Source organism: Picosynechococcus sp. PCC 7003 (genome assembly GCF_001693255.1).
GTDB lineage: Bacteria > Cyanobacteriota > Cyanobacteriia > Cyanobacteriales > MRBY01 > MRBY01.
The window spans coordinates 185,568-200,730 of the sequence record NZ_CP016474.1 but is presented as its reverse complement, the minus strand read 5'-3'; the positions used below and the strand labels follow the sequence as shown (position 1 = coordinate 200,730).

15 protein-coding genes and 1 tRNA gene are annotated in these 15,163 nt (G+C 49.7%); 11 read left to right on the top strand and 5 right to left on the bottom strand.

The window, feature by feature from the left end; genetic code table 11:
* The first annotated feature begins 57 nt into the window (after nucleotides 1-57).
* The 6 genes from AWQ21_RS00955 (at nucleotide 58) to AWQ21_RS00930 (ending at nucleotide 3,871) form a co-directional block, all read left to right on the top strand.
* Nucleotides 58-1,002, top strand: coding sequence for a PRC-barrel domain-containing protein (locus AWQ21_RS00955; protein ID WP_065712928.1), 945 nt, complete (start codon nucleotides 58-60; stop codon nucleotides 1,000-1,002).
* A gap of 234 nt (nucleotides 1,003-1,236) precedes the next feature.
* On the top strand, nucleotides 1,237-1,374 hold the full coding sequence (locus AWQ21_RS00950) for a chlorophyll a/b-binding protein (protein WP_038027707.1): 138 nt from the start codon (nucleotides 1,237-1,239) through the stop codon (nucleotides 1,372-1,374).
* A 90-nt stretch (nucleotides 1,375-1,464) separates the two neighbouring features.
* Complete coding sequence (locus AWQ21_RS00945) at nucleotides 1,465-1,728, top strand: hypothetical protein (RefSeq protein ID WP_065712927.1); 264 nt, start codon at nucleotides 1,465-1,467, stop codon at nucleotides 1,726-1,728.
* Nucleotides 1,729-1,996: 268 nt separating this feature from the next.
* On the top strand, nucleotides 1,997-2,341 hold the full coding sequence (locus AWQ21_RS00940) for a hypothetical protein (RefSeq protein ID WP_065712926.1): 345 nt from the start codon (nucleotides 1,997-1,999) through the stop codon (nucleotides 2,339-2,341).
* Nucleotides 2,342-2,542: 201 nt separating this feature from the next.
* Nucleotides 2,543-3,745, top strand: a complete 1,203-nt coding sequence (locus AWQ21_RS00935) for a glycosyltransferase (RefSeq protein ID WP_065712925.1) — start codon at nucleotides 2,543-2,545, stop codon at nucleotides 3,743-3,745.
* Between the two features lie 53 nt (nucleotides 3,746-3,798).
* A tRNA-Thr gene (locus tag AWQ21_RS00930) sits at nucleotides 3,799-3,871 on the top strand.
* A 42-nt stretch (nucleotides 3,872-3,913) separates the two neighbouring features.
* On the opposite strand, the gene AWQ21_RS00925 is transcribed toward AWQ21_RS00930, so the two are convergent.
* The gene (locus AWQ21_RS00925) at nucleotides 3,914-5,497 is read right to left on the bottom strand and encodes a S8 family serine peptidase (protein WP_065712924.1); all 1,584 of its coding nucleotides are present in this window, start codon (nucleotides 5,495-5,497) and stop codon (nucleotides 3,914-3,916) included.
* 95 nt (nucleotides 5,498-5,592) lie between these two features.
* Here AWQ21_RS00925 and AWQ21_RS00920 point away from each other — a divergent pair, with 95 nt between their 5' ends.
* Complete coding sequence (locus tag AWQ21_RS00920; RefSeq protein ID WP_065712923.1) at nucleotides 5,593-6,129, top strand: hypothetical protein; 537 nt, start codon at nucleotides 5,593-5,595, stop codon at nucleotides 6,127-6,129.
* Nucleotides 6,130-6,229: 100 nt separating this feature from the next.
* Here AWQ21_RS00920 and AWQ21_RS00915 read toward each other — a convergent pair whose 3' ends face one another.
* Nucleotides 6,230-6,409, bottom strand: a complete 180-nt coding sequence (locus tag AWQ21_RS00915; protein WP_065712922.1) for a hypothetical protein — start codon at nucleotides 6,407-6,409, stop codon at nucleotides 6,230-6,232.
* A gap of 255 nt (nucleotides 6,410-6,664) precedes the next feature.
* On the opposite strand from AWQ21_RS00915, the gene AWQ21_RS00910 reads away from it, so the two are divergent.
* The 4 genes from AWQ21_RS00910 to AWQ21_RS00895 all read left to right on the top strand — a co-directional run bounded on the left by AWQ21_RS00910 (nucleotide 6,665) and on the right by AWQ21_RS00895 (nucleotide 11,783).
* Nucleotides 6,665-6,928, top strand: a complete 264-nt coding sequence (locus AWQ21_RS00910; RefSeq protein ID WP_065712921.1) for a glutaredoxin family protein — start codon at nucleotides 6,665-6,667, stop codon at nucleotides 6,926-6,928.
* A 106-nt stretch (nucleotides 6,929-7,034) separates the two neighbouring features.
* A complete protein-coding gene (gene mutS / locus AWQ21_RS00905; RefSeq protein ID WP_065712920.1) occupies nucleotides 7,035-9,680 on the top strand; it encodes a DNA mismatch repair protein MutS in 2,646 nt (881 codons plus the stop codon).
* Nucleotides 9,681-9,784: 104 nt separating this feature from the next.
* Nucleotides 9,785-10,933, top strand: a complete 1,149-nt coding sequence (locus AWQ21_RS00900; RefSeq protein ID WP_065712919.1) for an alanine--glyoxylate aminotransferase family protein — start codon at nucleotides 9,785-9,787, stop codon at nucleotides 10,931-10,933.
* Nucleotides 10,934-10,967: 34 nt separating this feature from the next.
* Nucleotides 10,968-11,783, top strand: a complete 816-nt coding sequence (locus AWQ21_RS00895; protein WP_065712918.1) for a thioredoxin domain-containing protein — start codon at nucleotides 10,968-10,970, stop codon at nucleotides 11,781-11,783.
* A 76-nt stretch (nucleotides 11,784-11,859) separates the two neighbouring features.
* Here AWQ21_RS00895 and AWQ21_RS00890 read toward each other — a convergent pair whose 3' ends face one another.
* The 3 genes from AWQ21_RS00890 to AWQ21_RS00880 are packed head-to-tail and all read right to left on the bottom strand — an operon-like array spanning nucleotide 11,860 to nucleotide 15,140.
* Nucleotides 11,860-12,261, bottom strand: coding sequence for a fasciclin domain-containing protein (locus tag AWQ21_RS00890; RefSeq protein WP_065712917.1), 402 nt, complete (start codon nucleotides 12,259-12,261; stop codon nucleotides 11,860-11,862).
* 43 nt (nucleotides 12,262-12,304) lie between these two features.
* The gene (locus tag AWQ21_RS00885) at nucleotides 12,305-13,588 is read right to left on the bottom strand and encodes a CO2 hydration protein (protein WP_065712916.1); all 1,284 of its coding nucleotides are present in this window, start codon (nucleotides 13,586-13,588) and stop codon (nucleotides 12,305-12,307) included.
* 55 nt (nucleotides 13,589-13,643) lie between these two features.
* On the bottom strand, nucleotides 13,644-15,140 hold the full coding sequence (locus tag AWQ21_RS00880) for an NADH-quinone oxidoreductase subunit M (RefSeq protein WP_065712915.1): 1,497 nt from the start codon (nucleotides 15,138-15,140) through the stop codon (nucleotides 13,644-13,646).
* Nucleotides 15,141-15,163 lie beyond the last annotated feature (23 nt).

Below are 15,163 nucleotides of genomic sequence, written 5' to 3'. Positions count from 1 at the left end.
TACCTTTAAGCTGATTTTTCCTGTTTCCACTAACGCATCGCCATTAATTTAGACAATATGAGCATTGATTCTATCCGCCTACGCAACGAATTCATTAACACCCAGGTGATCACTCGCAATCGAGGCACTCGCTTAGGGGTCGTTAAGGATGTATTAGTGGACATTGACCGTCGCGAAGTTGTTTCCTTGGGGCTACGGGATAGTATTTTCTCGGTCTCTGGAATGCCTAAGTATATGTATCTAGAGGCGATCACCAAAACTGGAGATGTGATTCTCGTCGAGGATGAGGATGTACTGGCTGATGTGGATGTCGAAGCCTACAGTCCCCTGATCAACAGTGAAGTGATTACGGAAGCGGGTGAACCCCTAGGTCGGGTGCGTGATTTTCAGTTTGACCTAGAGAGTGGCACCGTCTCTTCGATCATTATTGCTTCCATTGGCTTGCCCCAAATTCCGGAACAGGTGATCAGCACCTATGAATTACCCATTGAAGAAGTGGTTAGCAGCGGCCCCAACCGTCTCATTGTCTTTGAAGGGGCCGAAGAGCGCCTCAGTCAGATTAGCGTGGGCTTCCTTGAACGCTTAGGTATTGGTCGTCCCCCTTGGGAACGGGAGCAGGAAGATATCTACTATGCGCCTACTGCCCGCCCAGAGAATCAATTGGGTACCGGGGTGCCCCTCCAGCAACCAATTTCCCGCCCTGTCGAAACGCGCCAACCCATTAACACCTGGGAAGACGAATGGGAAGAAGAGGCGATCGCCCCACCACCACCCCAACGGCAACAGGCCCGCGCCATGAGCTATGACGACTACGATGAAAGTAGCAACTGGGGCGACGACACCGCCTACGAATATGAAGAGCCAGCCCCTAGCTACCCCGAAGATGTAGCCGGCGATGTTTGGGACGACGACACCCGCGACGAAACTCCTTACCAACCACCGGCGGTCAACATTCCGGAGAAAAAGAAAGAATACGAATACGAAGAGGAATCTGGCTACTAACGCCAAACATGATTGTCCCTTTATGTAGAAGGCCGTAGCTTCAACCCTACGGCTACTTTTTTGTCTGCCGATCCTGACTGTCCGACGCCAAACAGCCATAAAACATAATTTTTACTTATGAGATTCAGAACTTAAATCAAACAATCATGGCCCCAGAGTTGTGGCGGATCAACGTAACAGTTTGTTAAGCTGATACCAGCAAGCAATTTTATTTTCTTCACATAGGTACCCATCATGGACGACAAGAAATTTGGTTTCACCGCTTCTGCTGAAAATCTCAATGGCCGCATGGCAATGATCGGTTTCGTCGCAGCGATCATTCTCGAAGTAGCAACAGGTCAAGGGGTACTCCACTTCTTCGGTCTCCTCTAAGTCTTTGCACTAACCTCTTCAATTTTCATTGTCAATCTCCGAGGGCTGGATACTACAATTGGTATTCGGCTTTTTTTTGTTTAAGGCATCATGGGGCGTGTTATTTGTTTCGTCATTTTAATCGGGCTTTGTTGCTGGGCCGCGCCTGCTTACGGTGAAGTGTGCCGAGTCTATGGGGAACAACAAATTTGTTTGGTTTCTCTGAAGCGCAGTGCAAAATATTACTGGGAATATCGCGCGGTACTACGCCTTAATGGCAAAAAAATGCCGGTACAAAAGTTTGACTGTCTCCACGACCTCGATCTGGCAAATGATCGACGAAAGTTTGTTTGTAGCTTGATTCCACGGCGATAACGGCAGGATTAAAATTAGCGGGAATCAGCCATTTGAGTTATTTAAATAAAATTCAACAATCACTAAAAAAAGCGAAGAAAAGCTCCCTTTAAAGAAAAAAGTAGAATAATAAATATTATTGATTGGCCTTAATCTCTTACGTTCGATAGATGATGGCTTGCGATTGAATTGTTAGAATTAATATGTGGATTAAAATTGAAACAGACGCTAAAACTTTAGGAAATCGTCAATTTTAATCTTTGTTGCAAGAAAGCGAGGTATTTCATTTATGGATAAGGATACCCAAAATATTTCTGTTCCTGAAAACCTAAAACCCGAAGATATTAGTAGTGGTGAAGAGCTTGTGCCGGCAGAAGTCGCAGCAAGGAAAGCGCGGGAAGGTGAGTTCACCCCAGACCCCAAACAAGGAAAAGATAAAAGCGTTGATACAACGGCTGGTTACACAGTCAGTGAACAGGGTTTGGTCAATAACTATGCCGTAACACCTGAGGTTTACGAAGAACAAAAGTCCTCGGTGCAAAAGCGACGGGATTACACAATGCTAGGGGTAGTTGCCTTAGCTGTGGGAATTCTATTAATCGGCGCGGCCATTACGGTGAATCTTTTAGCTTAAGGATTTTGCCTGAAAAATTTGGGAGATGTAGAGCTGAGTTGTGGATTGACTAACTAGCTTCTACTGAATAATTTTAAGATTCACCAAGGGGAGGTAACTCCCTTATTTTTTTGCCTGGAAATGGGGAGAGAGGGTGAAGCACTTTCCGGTACAATTTGCCTGAATGTTGTATTGAGTTTGGGACGTAAACCAGTGGCCGCCATGAAAGATCGCTTGAGTTTGTGCATGATCGTAAAGAATGAAGCGGACGCCCTGGGAGATTGTCTTAAGAGTGTGCGGGATTTCGTGGGGGAAATCGCGATCCTTGATACGGGTTCAACGGATGAAACGGTGGCGATCGCCAAAGAATTTGGCGCGACGGTGGGCCACTTTGACTGGAATCAAGATTTTGCAGCGGCCCGGAACGAAGCCCTCAAGCTGGTAACGAAAGAATGGGTCTTGGTTTTAGATGCCGATGAGACCCTAAATCCGAAAGTTATTCCGGCCATCGAAGCGGCGATCGCCAAGCCAGATACTTTGGTGGTCAACTTACTTCGCTATGAAATTGGTGCGAGTCAATCCCCCTATTCCCTGGTGTCCCGGTTATTTCGTCGCCACCCCTCCCTCGGATTTTCGCGGCCCTACCACGCGATGATCGATGACAGCGTGCAAACTTTGTTGGCCACAGAACCCCAATGGCAGATCACAGAGTTGCCCCAGGTGGCCATTTTCCATACGGGCTATCAACGGGCGGCGATCGCCAAATTAGAAAAGAGTACCCGGGCAAAATTGGCGATGGAGACCTATTACAAAGACCATCCCAATGACCCCTATGTGTGCAGTAAATTAGGGGGCATTTACCTGGGAGAAGGTTTACCAAAACAGGCCCTCAAGATTCTCAAGCAGGGTTTAAAATATAGCGCCAACGAAAGTGCCAACCTCCGCTATGAGTTGCATTACCACCTGGGCAATGCCTTTCGCCAGAACCACGAACCCGAAAAAGCAATCAAGCATTATCAACTGGCCGGAGAGCAGCCCCTCCAAGACAAGTTAAAAATCGGAGCCTACCATAACCTAGGCGCTCTTTTGCAGACCCTCGGCAAACCCGACGCGGCGATCGCCCAACATCAGCTCACCTTAAAAATCGATCCGACCTTTGCTCCTGGTTACTACAACCTCGGTCTAGCCTACAAAACCCTGGGTCAGGTGGGTAAAGCCATTGAGGCCTACGAAAAATCTTTAAAATTAAATCCCCTCAATCCTTGGGCGCACCAAAATCTCGCCGCGCTTCTGTTCCGCATTGGCCAAACCGCCGAGAGCCAAAAATTCTTTAAACAGGCGATCGCCCTCCACGAAACCCAAAATCCCGCCGAAGCCAGACGCCTTAAGCAAAAACTAGCTCAACTCATGCACCAATCACCGTAAAATTTTCCCCAAGCGCAGCAGAAAAATGTAGTACAATAAATTCTCGCAAAAGCGCCAACATAGCTCAGTCGGTAGAGCAACGCATTCGTAATGCGTAGGTCGTGGGTTCAAGTCCCATTGTTGGCTTCTAGCTCAATTTCACAAGAAAGGGCAGCATTCTTTATCCCGTTAAGCCGGCTGATTGCCGCTGGCTAGGGCAACCGCTGCCAAGGCATTCACACGACCGTAACCAAACCATTGGGAATGGCCCTGGGCGTCGTAGGTGCCCAAGGTTAACTGCAATTGGCGATCGCCGCTTAAATCGACAATTTTTTCTGCTGTGGTTTGTAAAATATCCCGCACGGCCCACCCCGTTAGCTTCGGATTCACTGACCAGACCAACGCCGCGACTCCCGCCACCAAAGCAGCGGCTTCCAAGGTACAGCCCTGCTGATTTAACGCCTCAACCAAATCCACTTCTGCCCCAAAATCATCAGTAATCTCTGGGGGGACGGCGACCATGCCTTGTTCTGGCAGCCAGAGGGTTGGTGTGCCTGGATTTGTTGGCCCACAAAGGCTAACTGCTTCTCCCCAACTGCTATAGCTCGCCTTTTTATTTGTCCCAGTACAAGCACTAGCTGTCAGTACCGCTGGATGATTGCCCTGCCCATCGAGCCAAGCGGTCGGCCCCTGGAACAGTTGGTTCGGCCAGTGACGTTCATAAATGATTCCGGCTAAGGGTCGATTGGCATCCCCGGCCCCAGTGACCAAGAGACAACCTTGACCCCGGTTTCCCTGGGTAGCGGCCCGCTGTAGGGCTAAACTTTGCCGCAGGGAGAGGGGCGTATTAATCGCCGCCAGTTGCCAAGCCAAGAGAATCACGGCTGCCCCCTGGGCGATCGCCGCGTCTAGGACTTTTTCGAGGAGTTCGTCATCTAAATACTGGGGCAGTTGCAGGAGCAGCAGGGTGCATTCTGGGGCGACATCAATGGCCAACTGGGCGATGGTATTTCCCCAGGTCGTGGGTCGAATTTCTGGAATAGCACCATAGGGAGTTTCGCTTGTTGCAGCGGTTGGCTCGGCAGAATTTTCTAAATCAAGGTCAGGGGCCAACACGGCAATGGTTGTTTGGCGATCGCCTTTGGTCATTTGCCAAGCTTGGGGGGCTTGAATGGCGTCTAGGTACCAGTGGCGGCCTTGGGGATTCGGCGCAAAGGGCATTTCCCGCACCGCGAGGGGAAGCAAGACATTTGGTTCAGCCAGGGTGATGGCTAGATCCTGTTGTAGATCCTGGGTGAGTTGGAGGGGATTGTGGTCGGTGTGCGCCGTTAGTTCATAAACAAAGGTTTGATCGGCGCCCAAAAGCGGACGAAGTTGTTTGAGGTGGTGGCGATCGCCAATGGCTTTTTGGGCTGCTGGGGAAATATCCGGAGCAAATTGGAGGGTGATTTGCTGGGTGAGATAAACAAACCCTTCTACCGAATCTGCCAACTGATAAACCGGGTAAGCAAAGAGAATGTCGGGATGTTGGCGCGCGGCTCTGAGGGAGGCGGAAAAATCTTCCGGCGGTACCAGAATTTCTTCGAATAACGTATTGGGCTGGCCCGATGGTAAGGGACGATACATTAATCCTGGAACAATATCGAGAAGATCCACATCAGAACTGCGAAATGCCACCAGGAGACGATCCTCTAACTGATGAAGTAAAAGTTCCGTATGTCCCCGTTGTAAAATAAGACCTTGTTGCTGTGGTGTCCCCCCTGGGCTTGCCATAGGCCTAAACTCTCCTTGTCTGTTCCCATTGTGGGATCAAGATATACAACATAATCAATACTGTTACTGTGTCAAAACAAGACTTGACGAACATTATGAATTTTATCGACCGTTTGATTCCACTCGCTAGTTTGGCAATGGGGTGTTCCTTGGCCATTATGCCCTCTGTTTCGGCGCAGCCTGAGGCCGTCCAAGGGAGTAGCAGCGAACTCCGTCCCCTCCAGAGCAGCATCCTCAGTATGTCCGGGGCTTCCCAGGTGATGGATGAGGCGATCGCCGCCATTTCTGCCAAAGATTACGAAGTGGCCGTCGCCAAGCTCCAGGAAGCACGCCAAGTTTATAATCAGCTTTCTAATTTTCACCTAGACCTGGCTAACAGTTTCCAAGGTTTAGACAATGCTGTGTATGATGCAGAACGCCGTTCGGCGATCACCGCCGGGGAAATGCGCGACACCGCAACCTACCGTTTGGCCCTCGTTCACCGTGTGCAAGAAAAACCAGAATTGGCAGTGCCCCTCCTCATCCAAGTGATCCGCTCCCAAAGTCCTGCCAGTGACCTCGGCGAAAAAGCTTACCAACAACTTTTAGAAATTGGCTTTGTGAACCGGGAATTCACCCGACCTACTTTCTAAAAAATTCAGAGGGAACGATAGATCGCTGCCTAGATGGGGCCTTATCTTTGCCTTTTAGATTTAGGGGCGATCGCCTGATGTTCAAATATGCGACTGAAGTTTAAGTGCCGAGTACTGCAATATAACCACTTTCGATTCCTTGAAGGAGTTTGTCTAGAGCCTGGTACAGGGCGTCGTTCATGGGGGTTTGCCAGAGCCATTGATTGATCACCATGGCATCCTGCATGGTTAGGGTGCCCGAAGAAAAGACACGTTCAATGGTTTCTAATAGGGGATTCATGTGTTAGTTCTCCATGCTTCTTGATTGAATTTGCTACCCTATTCCCTACAAAATCGGTAACTTAGCAGCAATTTCCTGATGATGCAATTTGATGCAATCTGGATTTAGGCTATCAATCCGCTTTAAATGCTGAAATAATTATCAAGGACAGACAGAGAAAATAATGGGATAACCTTGGAAATTCTCTACATTTCTCATTGGATCTTTATCCTTCTTAAATATTCTTAATTCTTAAACATTTTTGTTGCAAACAGCATGGTGAAGCAGATCATTTTTTACAGTAAGCCCGGTTGCCACCTCTGCGAAGGTCTTGAAGAAAAGTTAGCCCAGGTAACTAAAGTCCAGTTCCAGCTCGAAATGCGCGACATTACGACAAATCCCCAATGGTTTGCGCGCTACCAATATGAAATTCCGGTTTTGTGTGTGCTGGAAAATAACAAAGAAAGGGAACTACCCCGTTTCTCTCCCCGCATGGCGATCGCCAAACTCGAAGAAAAATTAGCCGAATATCTTGCCTAAAATCCATGGCCCAGGCTGTTTTACCGTGATCTTTGAGAAGGCTCGCCGAGGAAAAAGGCGATCGCCGCTAAGATAGAATACTTGTCCGTGACTGAAGCCAAGTTTCATGCCTGCTGCCAACCGTAACCCCAGCGCCGAAGAAATTCCCAACGCAGATTATCGCCAGCTCAATCGGGAACTTCTCACACCGATGATGCAGCACTATGCAGATCTTAAGGATAAGTATCCCAACAATATTTTGCTCTACCGGGTGGGGGACTTTTTCGAGTGCTTTTTTATGGATGCGATCACCGTTTCCCGTGAATTAGAGTTGGTCTGCACCAGTAAAGAATCCGGTAAAGGCATTGGCCGCGTGCCGATGACAGGGGTGCCCCACCATGCCCTGGAACGTTACAGCACCCAGCTTTTAGAAAAAGGCTATGGGGTCGTCATTTGTGACCAAGTAGAAGACGCCGCCACCGCCCACGCGGAAAAACGAATGGTGCGACGGGAAGTGCAAAAGGTTCTCACCCCCGGCACCCTCACCGATGACGGGATGTTGCGGGCGCGGCAAAATAATTACCTCGCAGCGGTGGTGATCGCTGGTAACCATTGGGGTTTGGCCTATGCGGACATCTCCACCGGGGAATTTTGTACGACCCAAGCCCAGGATTTAGCGGCCTTGAACCTGGAACTCCTGCGTTTGCAACCTTCGGAAGTGCTCTATCCCACTGACGCACCGGATTTAAACCGTTTGATGCGCCCCGGCGATCGCCAAAAATTATTACAAACCCACCTGCCCGAATGTCTGCCATCGGAGTTTTGCTATGCGTTGCGATCGCCCAGGGAATTTGACCTCAACGAGGCGAAACCCAAGCTCTTGATGACCTTCCAATGGCGTTCCCTGGAGGGGGTCGGCTGTGAACATTTACCCTTAGCGGTGCGGGCGGCGGGGGGACTCTTGGCCTATGTGGAGGAAACCCAGCAGGCCTACAAAGTCCCCTTTGAAAGCCTAAAAACCTACAGCATCGACGCCTTTTTACAACTGGATCACCAGACGAGACGAAACCTGGAAATTACCCAAACGGTGCGGGATGGGAGCTTTTACGGTTCTCTACTCTGGGCGCTGGATGTGACCTGTACGAATATGGGAGGCCGCGCCCTGCGCCGTTGGTTGCTGCAACCTTTGCTCGATCCTAAGGCGATCGCCAAACGGTTAGATTCCGTGGCGGAACTGGTAGAAAATACAAACCTCCGCCAAGATATCCGACAACTCCTGAAGCAAATCTACGATTTAGAGCGCATCGCCGGGAGAATTGGCTCCGGTAGTGCCAATGCCCGCGATTTATACGCTTTAGCGGAATCCTTAACGAAATTAACTTACCTTGCAGAATTGGCCGCCGAGGGGCGATCGCCTTACCTCCAGGCCGTGAAGAAATTCCCGCCAGAATTGGAAGCCCTAGGCAAACACGTTTTGCAATATCTGGTGGATTCGCCGCCGATTCATATAAAGGAAGGAGGTTTAATCCGGGATGGGATGGACGAAAACCTCGATTTTCTGCGGCGCTCCCAGGTAGAAGACCGGGAATGGCTAGCGAATTTGGAAGTTACTGAACGGGAACGCACCGGGGTGAGTAAGCTCAAGGTGGGTTATAACAAGACCTTCGGCTACTACATTAGTTTGCCTCGCTCCCAGGCGGACAAAGCCCCCGACGAATACCTGCGCAAACAAACCCTCGCCAACGAAGAACGCTACATCACGCCGGAGCTAAAGGAACGAGAAAGCCGTATCCTCACCGCCAAGGACGACATTTGCAGCCTGGAATACGAAATCTTTACCACCCTCCGCGCCAAGGTGGCCGAACATACCGACCAAATTCGCACTACTGCCAAGGCGATCGCCGCCCTGGATGTCCTGACGAGCTTCGCGGAAACCGCTGTCTACCAAGGCTATTGCCGTCCCGAAATTACCACCGAGAAAACCCTAGAAATCGAAGCGGGTCGCCACCCTGTTGTGGAAAAATCCCTGGGGATGGGTCTGTTTGTGCCCAACTCCACCTACCTCGGTCGCACCCAAAATTCCTATCCCGATTTAATTATTCTTACCGGCCCCAACGCCAGCGGCAAAAGTTGTTACCTGCGGCAAACGGGCCTCATTCAACTGATGGCCCAGGTCGGCAGCTTTGTCCCCGCCCAAACTGCCGTGATTCCTATTTGTGATCGCATTTTTACCCGGGTCGGCGCTGTCGATGATCTGGCTACGGGCCAATCGACTTTTATGGTGGAAATGAATGAAACCGCCAATATCTTGAACCATGCCACTGAAAAATCCCTCGTTTTAATCGATGAAATTGGCCGGGGAACCGCCACATTTGACGGGCTTTCCATCGCCTGGTCGGTATCAGAATATCTCGCTACAGAAATCAAAGCAAAAACAATTTTTGCCACCCACTATCACGAATTAAATGAATTAGCTTCATTGTTAGAAAATGTCGCTAATTATCAAGTGACGGTTCAAGAAATGCCCGAAGAAATCATCTTTTTACATCAAGTCAGACCCGGTGGTGCGGACCGTTCCTACGGGATTGAAGCTGGTCGTTTAGCTGGTTTACCCAAGAGTGTGATCCAGCGCGCCAAGCAAGTCATGACCCAAATCGAAAAGCACAGTAAAATTGCCGTCGGTCTACGCAAAGGCATCCCCAAGAAAATAACCACTACCACGCCAGAAGATCCCCAAAGGGTGTCGGAACAATTAAATATTTTTAAAGTTTAAGTTCCTTAAAAATTAGGCTCCCCTCGCTGGATGGCCCCGACAATATGGGAAAATTGAACCTGATAAAAATCTGATTAAATACAGTCCTTAGAGCTTAATTATCCATGAGCGATCGCCCCACCATCCAAGAGACCTACCGTAAACCCGCAAAACAACTCGATCTACCGCCCCGACTGCTCCTTGGCCCTGGCCCCTCCAATGCCCACCCCAGGGTTTTAGCCGCCCTGGCGATGCCCCCCATCGGTCACCTCGATCCCAAATACCTCGAAATTATGGAGGATGTGAAGGATCTCCTCCGCTATACCTGGCAGACGGCAAACCCCTTTACAATTTCCGTTAGTGGTACTGGCAGTGCCGCCATGGAAGCCACCCTCGCCAACATGGTCGAACCCGGCGACAAAGTCCTGATCGGCATCAATGGTTACTTCGGCCATCGCCTCGTGGATATGGCTAGCCGCTACGACGCCGAGGTGCATACTTTTTCCACCGCTTGGGGTAACGCTTTCACCCTAGAGGAAATCTCTGCCGCCGTCGCCCAACACGAACCCAAAATTCTGGCCCTCGTCCACGCCGAAACCTCCACAGGCGCGAGACAACCCCTCGAAGGCGTAAAGGAAGTCTGTGAAAAGCACGGCACCATGCTCTTGATCGATACCGTCACCAGCTTAAGCGGTGTGCCCTTATTCCTCGATGAATGGGGCGTTGATCTGGCCTACAGCGGCACTCAAAAAGCCCTTGCTTGCCCCCCTGGCCTTGGCCCCCTGACCCTCAGCCCCAGAGCTTTGGATATTCTCACCAATCGCAAAACGCCGGTGAAAAACTGGTATTTGGATATGTCCATGGTCAGCAAATATTGGGGTACCGGCAAACGGGTTTATCACCATACGGCCCCGGTGAATATGAACTATGCGCTCCGGGAGGCCTTAATGCTCGTCGCCGAGGAAGGCTTAGAAGCCCGTTGGCAACGGCACCAGGACGCAGCAGATCTCCTCTGGGCTGGCCTCGAAGATATGGGGCTCCAGTGCCACGTGGATCGTGAAATTCGTCTGCCGACCCTCACCACGGTACGCATTCCCGATGGAGTTGATGGTGTCGCCGTCGCTGCCCAGTTGATGAAGGAGTACAACATCGAAATCGCTGGTGGTCTCGGTGATCTGGCGGGTAAGGTTTGGCGCGTTGGCTTGATGGGTTATAACGCCCGCAAGGAAAATGTCACACTCCTGTTGGCTGCCCTAAAACAGGTTCTCTTTTAGCTAGACTAGAAGCGCAATTTTCATTGAAGATCTAATGATTCTTTCGTTATCTGTGCGGCAAGGTTTTTCCCGAAAAATGCTTGCCCTTTTTTCTGCCCTTTGCCTTGGTTTAAGTCTTTGGGGTTGCAATGGTGATCAAGAGACAGCCCAGGCGGATGTCAATGTCGATCCGGAACTAGAAGCGCAAATCCTCCAAGTGATTCGGGATAACCCGCAAGTATTGATTGATGCGGTACAAAACTACCAACTCTCCCAGCAACAGGCCCAACAGGAAGAACAACAAAAGGCGGCTGAGGATTTTAAACAGCAGGTCTTGACGGAGCCACAGACGGTAATCGGTGATGCGCCGACCTTGGGTGCTGAGGATTTAAAAGTGGTGCTGATCGAGTTTTCTGACTTTGAATGTCCGTTCTGTGCCCGCGCCCACGACACCTTAAAAACATTCATGGCCCAAAATAGCGATACGGTCACCCTCGCTTATAAGCATCTACCCCTCGCCCAAATTCATCCCCAAGCGATCGCCGCAGCAGAGGCATCCTGGGCGGCCCAACAACAGGGGAAATTCTGGGAATACCATGATCAGCTTTTTGAGAATCAAGACCGCCTTGGGGAGGAACTTTACCAAGAAATTGCGGAAAATCTGGGCTTAGATATGGCAAAGTTTGAAGGCGATCGCCAAAATGCCCAACCTGCCATCCAAAAAGATTTAGAACTGGCTCAACAGCTTGGTCTCAATGGCACTCCCTTCTTTGTTTTAGCTTCGACCGAAACTGGGAAATTTGAAACCTTCTCTGGGGCGTTAGACCTGCAACAATACGAAGAGAAATTGGCTGCAATTACCACGCCATAGATTGTTCAATTCAAGCAAAAAATTTGTAGGGGTTTCCCATGGGAAACCTCTACTGTTGGGAATAATGAGACAAAAATCAGCCCATCAAAATGACATTATCAATCACATGAATAATGCCGTTGTCAGCTTCGATATCCGCCGCTAAAACCGTCGCATTTTTGACCTCAAAATTATCCTCGCCATTAATTGGAATGGGAGAACCTTCGATGGATTTTACTTCCCCAAGTTTGATTAAATCGTCCTTGGTCAATCGTCCCGCAGCGACATGGTAAGTGAGAATGCGCGCTAACTGGGGCGGATTTTGCACCAGGGTTTGCACCGTGCCGGGCGGTAGCTTCGCAAACGCATCATCATTGGGCGCAAACACCGTAAAGTCCCCTTCTCCGGCTAAGGTTTCCACTAAACCTGCGGCTTGTACAGCAGCAACGAGGGTCGAAAAACCCTCATTATTAACCGCAATATCCACAATACTTGCCATTACTTAAGCTCCGATTGAATGAATAAAAGAAATTTCAAATAGATTAACGATATTCTGCGTTTTGAATGTCCCGTAAGCGGGCTTCTGGCCGGAGAAACCGATCCATTTGGGCTTCAAAAAATTCGCGGTTTTTCTGTAAATGTTTCGGATTGGGATCATCAAGGGGATACAACAATGCCGTCCGTAAGGCTTGAATCACCGCAGAGGTGACGTTATACATCGACCGTTGGAACGTAATCCCCAATTGAATCAGTTCATCATCCTCGCCCCGGCAGTGTTCTTTGTAGTAATCCTTCAGATATTGGGGCAGGAAGTGATACATATCATCCATGAGCAATGTCGGCGGAATTCCGGCCGTCCCTACGGGAAACACATCCGCGTACAGAATGCCGTAATGGAAATCCTTTTGTGCGTCGGGCACTTCATGGGCCTGGGCATTGTAGGATTTGGTGCCCCGGAAAGGGGCGGTGCGATAAAACACGGCTTCGACGTAGGGTAAAGCGGCTTCATAGAGCCAGGTAAACCCTTTGGATTTGGGAATAATTTCAAAACATTCGCCGTCGATATAGACGTGGTGGTAAATGGGTCGGCCGGCGATCGCAAAAATCCCATTCACCAAGAAATTCATCGCATCGGGTACGCCTTTAAATCCGCCTTCATCGTAGATATCAGACATTTCAAAGAAGACGGGCGCCATCACCTCCCAAAAAAGGCCGAGGTTAGCGTAGTAGGAGAGTTCGCGCACCTGCTCCAGGAACATATCGGGGAAGAGTTTATAGAGACCCAACATGACCGGATTTTTCTTGAAGTAGGCTTTGATCGCGCGGTCGGCGTTGGCTTTGTATTCGTCGGAATCGAGGTAAGCGTCGAACTGCCCCATACCCATGTCCCGCCCGTGCCACAACATCGCCTGCATACAGGCTTCGGCGAATTCCATGTTAATCCGGTCATGGAAAAGATGGTGGAATAGTTTGGGGGCTTTGAAGGTTTCCCCTTTTTTCATAAATTCCAAAAGTTCCGGGTGGGCCGAACCGGTGCCGCGCCAAATGCGGAGATCAGCTTGGTCGCCCGCGTAATGGTTTTGCCGCTCTAAATATTCATCGGAAATGAAGTATTTAAAGAAGCGGAAGGGTTCAAGAAAGACCTGTTCGGCAATGTAGAGAAGATCCCGCCAGTAGAAATCCATCGGCACGGCATAGGCTTTATAGATGCCGATAATTTGCATCAGATTTTCGGGAGTGTCGGGCAACATCGACCCCCCGGCTTCGAGGCGATGGATCACATCGGCATGGGGATGGGTTGAGGGGGGAATTTTCGTGGTGATCATAGTGCTTTGTTCCTTAAGAAAATGCTGGACGAATGGGTCAAAAAACGCCGATTTACTAGGGTGCTTTCGACAATTCAGCCGGGTTTAAGGCAATGGTCTGAACCGTGGGAATAGCAGCAATGAATTGACTGGTTGTCGGTTCAATCCAACGGGTGAGCCAGGCGGGTTGTAAGCCGAGGAAAAGGATAATAACCGTTAGGGCGATCGCCGGAATTTTTTCACTGGCAAAAACTTTGGGGTAGTAGGCGGTGTGACTGTCGAGGCGACCAAAACAGGTGCGGTTGAGCAAAATCACGAAGTAAACCGCCGTTAAACCAGACGCAATAATGCAGAACAGCGTCGGAATCGGGAAACGGCTAAAGCTGCCTTGGAACACGAGAAATTCTGCCACGAAACCGACTAAGCCAGGAATTCCCGCACTGGCCATCCCCGCCAAAATCAGGAGGCTACTGGTGAGGGGCAACCCACGCACCGGATTCATCAAGCCATTCAACACATCCAGATCCCGGGTGCCAACTTTGCGCTCGATAATGCCAACGAGGTGGAACAACAGCGCCAAAATCAAACTATGGCTAATCATTTGCGCCACCGCACCGAGCAAGCTTAACTCTGTCCCGGCTGCGGTCGAAACCAAGATATAGCCCATGTGACCGATGGAACTGTAGGCCACCATCCGCTTGAGATCCCGTTGGGCGATCGCCGCGAGAGAACCATACATCACACTCACCGTACCAATAACCGCGAGGGCAGGGGAAACCGTAGACCAGACATCCGGGAACAGTTGCAAACCGAAGCGCACCAAACCGTAGGTGCCTAACTTGGCGAAAACACCGCCTAATAGAACTGTTACTGCTGGATTTGCTTCCACATAGGCGTCTGGCAGCCAGGTATGTAGGGGAACGAGGGGAATTTTGATCCCAAAGCCAATTAATAAAATCGTGAGTAGGATTACCTTGGTATTAAATTCAAGATTTTCTAGGGTTAAATTCTCAAAGTCAAAATTAGAAGATTGACTGAGCCACACAATCCCTAAAAATGCCGCCAGCACACAGAGTCCAGAAATGGCAGTGTAGATCAAAAATTTAGTCGAAGCATAGCCCTTTTTCTCGCCGCCCCAAATGGCAATTAGTAAATAGAAAGGAATCAACTCAATTTCATAAAAGAGGAAAAAGAGCAACAGATTATTGGCAATCAAGGCCCCAGTAATCCCACTATTAATTAACAAAATGAGAGAGTAATAAAGCTTCGGGCGGTGGTTGTTTTCACCAATGCTGTAGATCGCCACTAGCGTCAGCAAACTATTTAAGACAATCAGCGGTAACGATAAACCGTCCACACCGAGGTTGTAGTTAAGGCCCAGAATGCTTAACCAATTATGGAATTCGGTATATTGCATACCGGCATCTTGGAGGTTGAGGTTAATCAATAACCCACTACTGATCGCCAGGGTGACAACCGTAAACACCGTCGCCACAATCCGGGTCAGCGGTCTGGGAAAAAGGGCGATCGCCCCAATTCCAACGAGCGGTAAGAACAATAAGAAACTCAGCATAATCTTTCGAAGAAGGTCATAAA

Coding starts and splice junctions, on each gene's coding strand:
- AWQ21_RS00915 (WP_065712922.1), bottom strand. CDS start 6,409: ATGAATCCCCTATTAGAAACCATTGAACGTGTCTTTTCTTCGGGCACC.
- AWQ21_RS00950 (WP_038027707.1), top strand. CDS start 1,237: ATGGACGACAAGAAATTTGGTTTCACCGCTTCTGCTGAAAATCTCAAT.
- mutS (WP_065712920.1), top strand. CDS start 7,035: ATGCCTGCTGCCAACCGTAACCCCAGCGCCGAAGAAATTCCCAACGCA.
- AWQ21_RS00925 (WP_065712924.1), bottom strand. CDS start 5,497: ATGGCAAGCCCAGGGGGGACACCACAGCAACAAGGTCTTATTTTACAA.
- AWQ21_RS00910 (WP_065712921.1), top strand. CDS start 6,665: ATGGTGAAGCAGATCATTTTTTACAGTAAGCCCGGTTGCCACCTCTGC.
- AWQ21_RS00920 (WP_065712923.1), top strand. CDS start 5,593: ATGAATTTTATCGACCGTTTGATTCCACTCGCTAGTTTGGCAATGGGG.
- AWQ21_RS00900 (WP_065712919.1), top strand. CDS start 9,785: ATGAGCGATCGCCCCACCATCCAAGAGACCTACCGTAAACCCGCAAAA.
- AWQ21_RS00890 (WP_065712917.1), bottom strand. CDS start 12,261: ATGGCAAGTATTGTGGATATTGCGGTTAATAATGAGGGTTTTTCGACC.
- AWQ21_RS00885 (WP_065712916.1), bottom strand. CDS start 13,588: ATGATCACCACGAAAATTCCCCCCTCAACCCATCCCCATGCCGATGTG.
- AWQ21_RS00880 (WP_065712915.1), bottom strand. CDS start 15,140: ATGCTGAGTTTCTTATTGTTCTTACCGCTCGTTGGAATTGGGGCGATC.
- AWQ21_RS00940 (WP_065712926.1), top strand. CDS start 1,997: ATGGATAAGGATACCCAAAATATTTCTGTTCCTGAAAACCTAAAACCC.
- AWQ21_RS00945 (WP_065712927.1), top strand. CDS start 1,465: ATGGGGCGTGTTATTTGTTTCGTCATTTTAATCGGGCTTTGTTGCTGG.
- AWQ21_RS00955 (WP_065712928.1), top strand. CDS start 58: ATGAGCATTGATTCTATCCGCCTACGCAACGAATTCATTAACACCCAG.
- AWQ21_RS00935 (WP_065712925.1), top strand. CDS start 2,543: ATGAAAGATCGCTTGAGTTTGTGCATGATCGTAAAGAATGAAGCGGAC.
- AWQ21_RS00895 (WP_065712918.1), top strand. CDS start 10,968: ATGATTCTTTCGTTATCTGTGCGGCAAGGTTTTTCCCGAAAAATGCTT.